This is a genomic window from Neobacillus sp. PS3-40 (assembly GCF_030915485.1).
GTDB lineage: Bacteria > Bacillota > Bacilli > Bacillales > Cytobacillaceae > JAUZPL01.
Genome location: NZ_CP133266.1, coordinates 3,875,942 through 3,888,067 on the forward strand (window position 1 = coordinate 3,875,942; position 12,126 = coordinate 3,888,067).

Annotated in this window: 7 protein-coding genes and 1 pseudogene; 4 read left to right on the top strand and 4 right to left on the bottom strand. The window is 34.8% G+C overall.

The genetic code is table 11. The features are described from left to right. Nucleotides 1-164 precede the first annotated feature (164 nt). Both RCG20_RS18930 and RCG20_RS18935 read left to right on the top strand, forming a co-directional pair. Nucleotides 165-1,996: pseudogene (locus RCG20_RS18930) on the top strand (APC family permease). 632 nt (nucleotides 1,997-2,628) lie between these two features. Continuing rightward, nucleotides 2,629-2,769: a hypothetical protein gene (locus tag RCG20_RS18935; RefSeq protein WP_308181689.1), complete on the top strand. Its 141-nt coding sequence runs from the start codon at nucleotides 2,629-2,631 to the stop codon at nucleotides 2,767-2,769. Nucleotides 2,770-3,161: 392 nt separating this feature from the next. Here the strand turns inward: RCG20_RS18935 and RCG20_RS18940 are convergent, their stop codons facing one another. The 3 genes from RCG20_RS18940 to RCG20_RS18950 all read right to left on the bottom strand — a co-directional run bounded on the left by RCG20_RS18940 (nucleotide 3,162) and on the right by RCG20_RS18950 (nucleotide 8,928). Continuing rightward, nucleotides 3,162-5,768 carry a M14 family metallopeptidase gene (locus RCG20_RS18940; protein WP_308181690.1) on the bottom strand — a complete coding sequence of 869 codons (2,607 nt, stop codon included), beginning with the start codon at nucleotides 5,766-5,768 and terminating at the stop codon, nucleotides 3,162-3,164. A gap of 440 nt (nucleotides 5,769-6,208) precedes the next feature. Then, the gene (locus RCG20_RS18945) at nucleotides 6,209-7,381 is read right to left on the bottom strand and encodes a CapA family protein (RefSeq protein WP_308181691.1); all 1,173 of its coding nucleotides are present in this window, start codon (nucleotides 7,379-7,381) and stop codon (nucleotides 6,209-6,211) included. A 383-nt stretch (nucleotides 7,382-7,764) separates the two neighbouring features. After that, on the bottom strand, nucleotides 7,765-8,928 hold the full coding sequence (locus RCG20_RS18950; RefSeq protein ID WP_308181692.1) for an iron-containing alcohol dehydrogenase: 1,164 nt from the start codon (nucleotides 8,926-8,928) through the stop codon (nucleotides 7,765-7,767). Between the two features lie 190 nt (nucleotides 8,929-9,118). Between RCG20_RS18950 and RCG20_RS18955 the strand changes: the two genes are divergently transcribed. Next, entirely contained in the window at nucleotides 9,119-10,447 is a 1,329-nt protein-coding gene (locus RCG20_RS18955) for a prenylcysteine lyase family protein (RefSeq protein ID WP_308181693.1), read from the top strand. A gap of 69 nt (nucleotides 10,448-10,516) precedes the next feature. Then, nucleotides 10,517-11,359, top strand: a complete 843-nt coding sequence (locus RCG20_RS18960; RefSeq protein WP_308181694.1) for an aldo/keto reductase — start codon at nucleotides 10,517-10,519, stop codon at nucleotides 11,357-11,359. Nucleotides 11,360-11,483: 124 nt separating this feature from the next. On the opposite strand, the gene RCG20_RS18965 is transcribed toward RCG20_RS18960, so the two are convergent. Further along, nucleotides 11,484-11,738: a hypothetical protein gene (locus tag RCG20_RS18965; protein WP_308181695.1), complete on the bottom strand. Its 255-nt coding sequence runs from the start codon at nucleotides 11,736-11,738 to the stop codon at nucleotides 11,484-11,486. Nucleotides 11,739-12,126 lie beyond the last annotated feature (388 nt).

Sequence of the window (12,126 nt, forward strand, 5' to 3'; positions counted from 1 at the left end):
ATTTGGATAGAACATATACAAGTATGTGAAAATCAAAATGATATTATAAAATTTTTAAATTTGATCAATACAGAACATAACATTCATTTGCAAAGCAAAGGATTTACAGAAATAAATTTTTAAAAAATAACTCTAGAATACAATTTTTTTACGGAGGAAAGAAAATGACTTCTCAACAAATAAAAAGGCTTGTTCTGGGTCGCCCATTAAAATCAAGCGAAGCAGAATCCGAAAAAATGCCAATGTGGAAAGCATTACCGATTCTTTCATCGGATGCTCTTTCTTCGGTGGCATATGGAACCGAAATGATTTTATTAGAACTTGCAACGGTTGGGGCTTTTGCATTCTCTTTTTCTATCCCTATTGCTATCGCAATTATTTTATTAATTACGATTCTAATTATTAGTTACAGACAAGTGATTGATGCCTATCCACAGGGCGGCGGAGCCTATATGGTTGCCAAAGAAAACTTAGGAATGATCTGGGGCGTCTAGCCGGTGTTTCCCTTCTTATTGACTATACGTTAACGGTTGCCGTTTCCATTTCAGCAGGTGTTATGGCCATTACTTCAGCATATCATGCTGCTGTTCCATATGTTGTTCCCATTGCATTAATCCTTACTTGGTTTATGGTCTGGATGAATTTAAGAGGAACATCTGAATCTGGAAACGTATTTGCTTTACCTACCTACTTATTTATTTTTTGTATGTTAACCCTTGTTGGAAAAGGACTTTTTGATTGGATAACTGGCTCAGGTCATGCAATTCATCATCTATCCATTCCCACAGGATTACCAGCTGGCTTGACTTTGTTTGTTTTATTAAAGGCATTTTCTTCTGGTTGTTCAGCTGTTACAGGAATTGAAGCTATTTCAAATGCTGTACCGCATTTTAGGAGCCCCTCTCTAAAAAATGCAAAACGAACTATGCTAACATTGGGAATTTTATTAGCTTTGATTTTTGGTGGTGTAACAGTGCTTTCAAGAGCTTACGATATCCATCCAGACCCAACTGGATCCAAATCAGTTTTATCTATGGTTGCAGAAGATGCCTTTGGGCGGGGAGGATTTTATTATATTATTCAGTTTGCAACGATGGCTATTCTAACACTAGCAGCAAATACAAGTTTTAATGGATTTCCAATTTTAGCTTCCATCATGGCACAAGATAAAAATATGCCTCGAATGTTTAGCAATCGGGGTGATCGGTTAGCTTTTAACTATGGAATCATTACTTTAGGAATTTTAGCAAGTATTTTACTCATTGTTTTCCGTGGCAGAACCGATGCATTAATACCATTGTATGCTATTGGTGTTTTCCTATCCTTTACAATGGCACAATTAGGTCTTGTTTTGAAGTGGCGCAGAGAGAAGTCAGAAGGATGGCAACGGAAAGTGATTATTAATAGTGTTGGTGCTATTGTCACTTTTTGTGTCGTTATTATTTTTTGCATCACGAAATTTGAAGAAGGAGCCTGGATTGTAATAGTTATATCGCCTTTGTTATTATGGTTCATCACAAATATTAGCAAACACTATGAAAATGTAGGTAAGCAATTAAGAGTGGAATTAACTGAACCTATACCCATTACAGAAACAATTATTATTGTTCCTGTTGCAGGTATTCATAAAGTTGTATTATCAACCATTGCATATGCAAAATCTCTCACCCCCAATATTGTAGCCTTTTACGTTGCCTTTTCTCCTGAGGATGCTAAAAAAATGGAAGAAAGGTGGGAACAGTGGAATCCGGGTGTTCGATTAGTCGTGGTCGTTTCACGTTATCGTACATTAGTAAAGCCATTAGTAGAATTTATAGGACGTGTAGAGCATCGTTATGGTGTGGAAAAGAAAATAACTGTGTTATTACCAGAATTTATTACTCATAAATGGTGGCATCACCTATTGCACAATCAATCAGCTTTCCGTATTCGTACCCTACTTTTAAAGAGAAAAGATGTTGTAGTTTCGACTGTCCCGTTTCATTTGAACGATTAATATAAAACTATAATTATTAAATGAAAAGTCCATTGCTTGCATTGGGCTTTTTATTTTTTTGGCTGGGTTAAAGGTAAATATTGATATTTGATACCTGTCCGAATTCTAAATAGACGGAAAAATTCCTCTTAATTAGAAAATTGATTTAAAAAGAGCTTAATTAGACGGAGAGTTTCCGCCTATTGACTCAAAAACTGCGAAAATGGAGGACTTTGCATTCCGTAACCGGAAAACCTTCGCTTATTCATCCCGAAACGAGCTCCATTCTGCATTTAACCGAAAAATCTCCGCTTATTTTATTTTCGTTGGTTTCTCGGATTACTTGAGTAATGATTGCCGTTATTGCTACTTTAAAAATGGCACTGTTAAACAATACTGTCTGTTAATGCCACTCGAAATCACTTATTTTTCCCTTGTTTATATATTCGTTTTAGAACAACAGTTCGTTTTATTCAAATATCAACATAAATATTTAATAGAGCCTTTTCTAAAATAAAGGATCTTATGTCGTGTTCCCCAATCATAATGAAAAACAACAATGAAGTTTAACAGAACCATTTTTTTAAAAGACGAGTTAAAAAAGTGGAAATAGGGGAAAAATATGAATATTAGTATTTTAAGGAGTGATATATATGGAAGAAGTATGTAGAATTTGCGGAAAAGAAAATGGTGAAATGGAGAAAGAAACAGATTCAATGGTATTAGTGATATGTGAAAATTGTCTGAAAAATGAAGATTCATCTGTCTTTTTGGACCGAATTTTCCTTAAATAAAAGGTTAGTTGGAGGGTGTACAGGAATTTTTGGACACCCCGGGTTATAACTATGCATTTCTATTCGGTAAACAATCAACCTACGCAAATACCGTGAAAGCCACTCATGGTATCCCCACATATTTAAAATTCAAAGTAAGGAATATAAGCGAATACCCACTTTCACTTTTTCACTTTTTCATTTTGAAAAATAATCGAGCAATCCTAGGTAAACGCATTAGGTTAGAGTTGTAAAACAAAAGCCCATGAATTGTACTTCTTTTACAGGAAAGTCCATTAATCACGTATTTGTTAATCTTGGTCTCTACCAATTTCAAAAAAAGATTTTTCTATTCTATTATAGAGAGTCTTTACTTCTTTATCCTTCACTTTAGAAGTGCTTTTCTTTTCAATCTAAGAGCTTACCGAATCAAATATGCTATTTGCTAAGAAGCGATAGTTGTATTGTGTGTGTGCTCCAAAGGCAAGGTCATTGGCAAAAAGGGTAATTGTAGTATTATTAAAGGAATGGGTAAAGGCAAGAATTTGTCCCTTCGCTTCTTCATGTCCAGGCCACCATCCAGCTACATAGAAATCATCACTATCACTGAAGGAAGCTAATATTTCAGCTCCTACAGGTACAGAAGTAATCCATGCCCCTGAAGTTGTATAAAGAAGCTCATTGGTCTTGTAACCAGAAGTCAGCACATGGTCCTTGATTTTTGCTTTCACTAGGCCCTCATGGCCATTTCTTGTGTAAACAAAATTATACCCAAAGAGCAATCCTCTATTTTTCACAGCAGTTAATGCGGCTAATCCAATTCCAACATATGATTTTCCAGACAAATAACTTACAATCAAGCTACTACTATCGCTAACAATCACATCAGCATTCTCTTGTTTGACCAGGTCAAATCCAAGCTCTTTTACCGAATATTTCAAATGAGAGGATCCATTTACAGCAACTTTTGGTAGCTTTAATGGCTCGGTCTTTATCAAATTAGAAGTATCTAAAGATTTAGCTTCGAAATAATAGCTGTTACCAAAAGCTTGTAAATCGTTTGTTTTTACAATAAAGTCGCCTTTAGTTACTCCACCTTTTGTTTCCATTGCTTTCTCTACAACTGCTCCATTCATAATAAGCGTTATTACTAGTTTGATTGTGTCATTATTGGTATTGGACAATACTTGTTTAGGGACATTTGGGATTACTTTTCCTGTTGGAGTCATTACACTTTTTATTTCAATAAGGTATTGATCAAAAGCAACAGCATTACGAATTTCAGTTATAGTAAATCCTCTCAGATCAGGGAAATTTACTACAATTGGGTCGTACATTGCTCCCCAGTCAGAAACATTGTCGCCCTTATAGAGCATTGCATTGACAACACCGCGTTTTGCCTGATTCATAGGAATGATAAAAGTTCCTTTAGGATACATTCTGCCGTTTATTTTCATATATTTCGTTGTTTGTTTGACCTTCACTCCATTACGAAGAAAATATTGTATCATTCGATGTGCTTCCAGATTATTTTTTTGTTGGTTTTTATGAAATGGTATCAAATAGTAGTCGGGAAAGAAATTTTTATTTTCTCCTCTTATTCGTCCAATCGCATCTCCTGAAGCATTTACAAGATACTTGTCAACTGCGCGATTATCTTCGCCATTCACGCCGCGTTTAAAGATTTCTAGTTGATTCTTATACAATGTATCCTTATTTTCTGTTACAAAAAGGACAGCACCCAACCCAATGCCCACCATCGCACGAAAACCATTTTGACTTAATGCTGGAATCTCTATTGTATGACCTAACGAACCGTGCAGCATTGCATACATGGGTGTATAGCCAGGAGACATATCGTCCCAACCATCCTTGTAATCTAGTGCTGGAATTAAGTAGGAATTAAAATCAGAGTTGCCTAAACCTGCTTGGCCCATTGAATGAGCCTGTTCAATCATATTGTTGTAAAGTAAATCATATTCATAGTTTGGATTGTGAGGGGGAGTGGTCGGCTCAATTAAGAATCCACTTATATAACCATGCATATCAAGAAAAGACAGGGGTGTCCATTTTGCAATTTCCTGAGTCACAAGACGTGTTTCAACTTGTGTTTGAAAATGGTTGTCACGATTTAAGTCAAAGCCATTTGAATTTCTTCTAGTATTTGTCACTCTTCCATCAGGATTATTTGTAAACATAAATAGAAAAATGACATTTTCAAGAACCTCATCCACATTCAGAGTTACGGTTCTTTCTTGATCATTTTTAACTGTTTTAAATGTTACTACATCCCCGAGTGCAAATTTCTTCAATAATTCAACTTGAGCATCTGCACCTTCAACTTCATCTGGATGAATATTGTTAAACCAAATTGGAACCTGGTAATTACCCATCGTTCCGTTCGTCAGTTTCTCTAATAAGCTTGTAGGATCTTCTAGCGCTGTCGGCAGCGTTTCGTTTAAATATTTGTCAACCGCAGTTTTATCTCTTGCTAAAATAACAAAGTGAAGGTCTCTCCCTTGTACAGACTTGCCAAGACTTTGGTATTCTAGGTAACGATCATTTTTTTTGTTTGCTTGTTCAAATATTTGGTCGATTACTGTTTTTAGTTGATGATAAAATAGGAATTCGTCATATACATTTAGTTTGACGGTAGTTGCAGCTGTAATCTGATTTTGCGGGTCGATCATAGCCAATTCATAATATCCGATATACTTTTGATATTGAGTTCGAATCGTACTCTTCGCTAGACTCGATCTATTAAAAAGAAGACCAAACTCTAATGTAGCCTTGACAATCGTTGTTCCTTCAACAAAATGAGGTTTCTCAATTAACGTAATAAAGGGATCTCCGTTAAAAGTTGTTCCACTTGTCCATTTTTTCCATTCAGAAAGGCTCTTCCCTCCAAATAGAAACTTTAGTTGACTTAAATCAACGTTCTCTCCCATATCAGCTTGAACTTCAACTTTTCTTGCTTCAGTAAGTGAAAATAAATACCTATTAACCTTAAGATTCACCATAATGTACTCATCCGCTTTTCATTTGCTAAAACAGGGACTATTGTTTTTTTATATAAGGATAGCACTGTAAAACGTGAAATCCACAGAGCAGCGTGTTTATTCATAAAATTTTCCTTTCTGAGCTAATTTTATAAATAGGGATAATACGTGTTCCGAATAAACTGGACTTCAAATTCTAGGAGTGTCATCCTTAAATCTTGAAAACATATATTTTTCGGGTTGATTGGTTTATTCCTAAAAATGTTCTCTCTTTTTTTCGTTGATTAATATTTTCATTGTATGTAGTGAAATATATGAAAGTTTAGAACTTTGTCCATATTAAGGAGTCCATTTTGCAATTGCCACAAATATTTCATGCTTACACGAAATGCACATGCCAAAAAACCTTCCTACATTACACATTAGGAAGGTTTGGTGATTTATTGGTTATTTTTCACAAATTAATTTGCGGTTGCAAGCCATTGATTCATATGTTTGTTGATTTCATTATTAACAGCATTCATATTTGTCAATCCAACTGTTGAAGCATTGGAAAGAGGGATGACCCTATAGTGACGTTGATGTAGACTTGAAACATATGTTGGTGTGAAATGGGGATTTTGCAATGAAATGTTTACTTTGTTATCCTTTGATTCTTTCACAATCTCGATATTTAAGACTCCACCAATATCTTTGAAATCTTTTATTTGCCCTGACAAAAAGTTTCCTAATGAATAGGCAACAAAACTCTTCTTCCCATCCTTTCTTGTAATCCATTGCATAGGTTGAAGGACATGTGGGTGATGTCCTATGATAATATCTGCGCCATCGTTTGCAATTTTTACGGCCAATTCTTTTTGAACAACTGATGGAAAACGCTGATATTCAATTCCCCAATGCATACTGACAACAACAACATCACAAAGTGGTTTAATATGTTCTATATCTTTTTTAATTTTCACTTCATCTATTAAATTAACTAAATAACTCTTTCCATTAGGTACACGAATCCCATTTGTTCCATATGTGTAGGCGATAAAGCCAACTTTAATCCCATTTTTTGAAATAACTCTAACTTGTTCTTTATCTTGCATACTTCTGTACGCACCTTCATAAGGGAGATTAATTTTACGATAATAATTTGTTGCACTTAAGATTCCTTTTTCACCTCGATCAATTGAATGGTTATTCGCAATTGAAATAATATCCACCCCTGCATCTTTAAGTGCATCAGCAATTTCATGTGGGCTATTAAAACAAGGATATGAGGATAAACCTAATTCGGTACCACCTGCCATTGATTCTTGATTTGCAATTGTAATATCTGGTTGTCGAAGAAGATAGTTTACTTGAGAGAACATTGGTTTGAAATCATAATGATTCTTTGTTTTAGCATCATTGTAGACAGTATCATGAATTAGAACATCACCAATGGCAGCAAGATGAAGGGAATATTTATATGATTTATAAGTAAGCGAATGATTCCGATTGCTGAGATCTTTTACATCAATTGATTTATAAGCTTTTGCTTCATGAACGGGAAAAGAATTGTTAAAGAACCACAACACTACTCCAGAAATAATAATGGAAGATAAAGCCAACATCCAAATTAAAAAAGTATATAATTTTTTCAAATTTTTTCTCCTTTATTAATTTTTCGTGATATACAAGCTGTTACTCGCCATCAATTAAAATGAAGAATGATCTTAGTCAATTACCTAAGCCAATATAATATGCCGACGTGAGTGAAGCGGATCATCACTAATTCGTGGCTTCCGTTTGCACTACGAATTCGAGGTTCTCCTTCATTTGTGGGTAGATCCGTCCCGTTTCTTCATACAAAAGCTATAAATCTTTTTATCTAATTAATCAAATTACCAACAGATACGTTAACTATAGAGTATTTTTTTGAAAATTAAAATATTATATTGAAACTTTGTTTATAAAAAGGGGAATGTAATATTTGGAGGTAATAAAGAATAAAACCCCGCTCAAATATGAACGAGGTTTAAACACTTTATTTAGCTAAATTTAAAATTTGAACGACATCATCTTTATATAACTTAACAAAATTACCCAATGGTCCTCGTTCAGTTCCTTTTTTAGCCATTTGTTCAAAGTGCTCTTGACCAATGTTGGCTTCCTTCAATGTAACTGGCATCCCTATAGAGTTAAAGAATTGTTCTGTTTTCTTGATACCAGCTAATGCTGTCTTTTCTAAGTTGTTTAAATCAATTTCTACATCCCAAACTCTATTTGCAAATTGAACAAATCTATTTACATCATGTTTGTAAACGTACCTCATCCATGCTGGGAATACAATCGCTAATCCGGCACCATGTGCAATATCATAAATGCCGCTTAGCTCATGTTCAATATCGTGGCTTCCCCAATCGCCAATTCTTCCCGTTCCTAACAAGTCATTGTGGGCGATCGTTCCTGACCACATAATCTCTGCACGTGCATCATAATTAGTTGGATTTTCAAGTGCGGTATGCGCATTATTGATAATTGTTTTTAATGCCGCTTCACATAATCGATCCGTTAATTCGACGTTCTTTTCGTTTGTAAAATATCTTTCTAAAATATGTGCAATCATATCCGTAATGCCACAAGCTGTTTGATATGTAGGTAATGTATAGGTAAGAACTGGATTCAAGATAGCAAATCTTGGTCGCAATGAAGTATGACCTGTCGCTCTCTTAAACCACCCATCCTCATTTGTGATAACCGATCCTTCACTAGATTCGCTACCTGCAGCAGGTATGGTCAACACAACGCCAATCGGTAAACTGTCCATTACTTCAGCGTTTCCATCATAGAAATCCCATACATCACCATCATATTTGGCACCGGCTGCAATTGCCTTTGCTGAATCAATCACACTTCCTCCTCCAACTGCAAGAATAAGGTCGATGTTCTTGTCCTTACAAAGTTCAATTCCTTCACGAACAAGGCTAACTCTTGGATTGGGCTTTACTCCACCCAACTCAAAAAGCTCAATCCCTTCCTCAAGTAATGACTGAACTACTCTGTCATATAAACCACTACTTTTGATGCTTCCTCCCCCATAATGCAAAAGAAGTTTTTTGCCATAAACAACAGACTCTTGTCCTACTAATTGCTCTTTATCTTTACCAAAAAGTAACTTGGTGCTATTGTGAAAAACGAAATCCTGCATAGTATTGTCCTCCTAAGGGTGTAAATAATTTACTATTATATTACATTACTTTATTAAAATGAACAAAAGCAAATGCTCGCATATCAAAGAAATTTAAAATAGGGAAACCTTTGGTGCCAGACTCCCGACGTGCATATAATAATAAGGAGATATTTATCATAAAAGTTTAATAGAAGTGGGGAAGAAAAAATTGGAAAATAGAGTAAGATTACGAGTTGGTATCATTGGGTCAGGTATAGCCGGATCCTCAGCTGCTTATTTTTTGCATAAAGCATTGGGGAATAATGTGGAGATTATCGTGTTTGAGAAGGAATCTAGGATAGGGGGGCGTATTCGAAGCATAAAAATAGGGGAAGAAGAGTTGGAAGCTGGTGGTAGTATTATTCATTCGGAGAATCAATATCTCACGACTATTGTGAATGAGCTTGGACTAGAGAAAAATAATCATGTCTATGATGATATTGGAATGTGGGATGGAGATTCCTTCACCTTTAGAACGGGGAAAAAGAAATGGCAAACCCTTTTAAAAGTGTTGATGAGATACGGGACTAACCCTGTTAAAATACAACCGTTAGTAAAGGATATGATTAAAAAGTTATCGCAAATCTATATCCTTCAAGAAAAGGGAGAATCCTTCGCTGATCCCGAAGCATTATTTAAGAAGCTAGGGCTTTATTCATTATCTCAGGTTACAAGCTATGATTATTTTCATGATAAAAATATTTCTGATAGATTTATCCATGAGTTTATGAACGGAATTTCGAGGCTTAATTATGGACAGGATGCAAGCATGCACAGTTTAGTCAATCATGTTTCGTTGGCAGGGGCATCATTTGGCGGATATTTATTTGCAATTAAAGGTGGCAATGCTCAAATATGTGAAGCTATGCTACAAAGGTCTTCTGCGAAAGTACTGAAAAACAAACGAGTTACTACTATCCAAAAAGAAAAATCTACTAATCATGCTAAGACTAGATTTATGATTACAACTGAAGATGGCACAAAAGCAGAATTTGACCGGCTTGTAATGGCTACACCATTAGAGAAGGCAGCTATCAAATTTGTACATATGGAGCTCAAAGAAGAAAATAAGGTATCCCGTCCTTACCAAGTTACCAACGTTACTCATGTTTTAGGGAAACTAAGTCCAACCTATTTTGGACTAATGGAAGTAGAACAAATTCCATCCAATATTCTTACCAGAGAGAATTCAAAAATTCCTTTTTCATCTATTGAACTTTGTAAAAGGAATAAGAAATCAGGTCAGTTAATTTACCGAATTTTTTCTAGACAAAAGCTATCAGAGGATTTATTAAATGAACTTTTTCTGGAAAGATCTGAAACGAAAACGTTAGTATGGGACGCATACCCCGTTCTAACTCCTACAGCAAAATGGCCATCCTTTGTTTTAGAAACTGGAATCTATTATATTAATGCAATGGAATCTGCCATTTCCACACTGGAAACAGAGGTGATTGGGAGTAAAAACGTGGTGAATATGCTATTGAAGGATATATAAAGTTTAAATCGCTGAAACCAATTCATCATTATGGTAATCTTTAAATATTACTGAAAGGAGTGTTCATATATGAGCAAATCAATTCCAGTGATCACACTTAATGATGGGGTTACTTTGCCGGTTATCGGTTTGGGTACATATAAACTTAAGGGTAATAAAGGTGCATCTTCTATACAAAGTGCAATTGATGTAGGCTATCGACTCCTTGATTCTGCTTATAATTATGAAAACGAAGGAACGGTTGGTGAAGCAGTTAGACGTAGTTCTGTTCCAAGAGAAGAATTAAGAATTACATCTAAATTACCAGGTCGTTATCAAGCGTATGATGAGGCGGTTACTACCATTCATGAATCCTTATATCGGGCAAAATTAGAGTATTATGATTTATATCTTATTCATTGGCCCAACCCTAAACAGGATAAATATGTGGAAGCGTGGCAAGCATTAATTGACGCTAAAAAATGGGGACTTATTCGTTCTATTGGTGTTTGTAATTTCTTACCTGAACATATTGAACGTTTGGAAAAGGAAACTGGCGTTAAGCCAAGTGTAAACCAAATAGAACTGAATCCATTTTTCAATCAAGAGCAACAAAGAAACTGGCATGATGAGAATAACATCAAGACAGAATCGTGGAGCCCATTAGCTAGAGCAAATGAAGTTTTTCAAAATGAAATTCTTCAAACGATTGCTAACCATCATAACAAGTCTATTTCACAAGTTATTTTACGCTGGCATTTTCAACTCGGGGCAATTTCAATTCCTAAATCCTCATCTCCCGCCAGACAACTTGAAAATATATCAATTTTTGACTTTTCTCTTGATGATACAGAAATGGGTATTATATCAGGATTAACGCGCCAAGACGGTAGAATTAAGAATCAAAATCCTGCAACTTATGAAGAATTTTAATGTGCCTTTTCTCTATCCAGGTAAAAATGAATTTGACTAGATTGCTTCCTATTCAATTGGAATACAATACCGATTTTTGCTATATTCTAATTATGAGATGACAGTGTGAAAAGCGGTCATCTCTTTAATGTGTATTCAATAAAGAGAATTCTAACTGTTCAAATTCAACTGGCGGTTGTATATCCATAAGGTTTAAACCTCTTTTTTCTAATGCAATTTTAATAAGTAATAGTTCTTGATTCATATTTTCTGACAGTATTCCTTGGTCGATATTTTTTTGGATTTCAAAATAAAATGCTGAGATAAATTCAGTTGGCAGCTTTTCATATAGTGACAAACCAATTCCCCCAATAGACTTTATTACGTTATTTTTTGACACATGGCATACTTCTTTAAGAATGAATTTATTGATACACGTGCATTCTGTGAATTTATGTTAATTTAACAAATAATTCGATTCGGATATATTATTTATGGGTATTATCTTAATTATATAAATAGATTATTCAATAAATTGTCACGATTTAAAATTTCTGACCCTAAAAATGGATAAGCCTAAAGGGATATTTTGTTAATTTTTTAGTTACTATTTATTATTTACAGTACAAAGTGGAGTAGAATAATGCTATTATTGGTAGGGAAATAGAATTGAATTGGAGAATTTTTATTTTTAAAATCGAGTTAAAGTCCTTATGGCTTTTCAGTCGGGGTTACTTTTTTGTAGAGGACTTGTTCGTAAATGATGAACGGAATTGTTTTCATTGCAT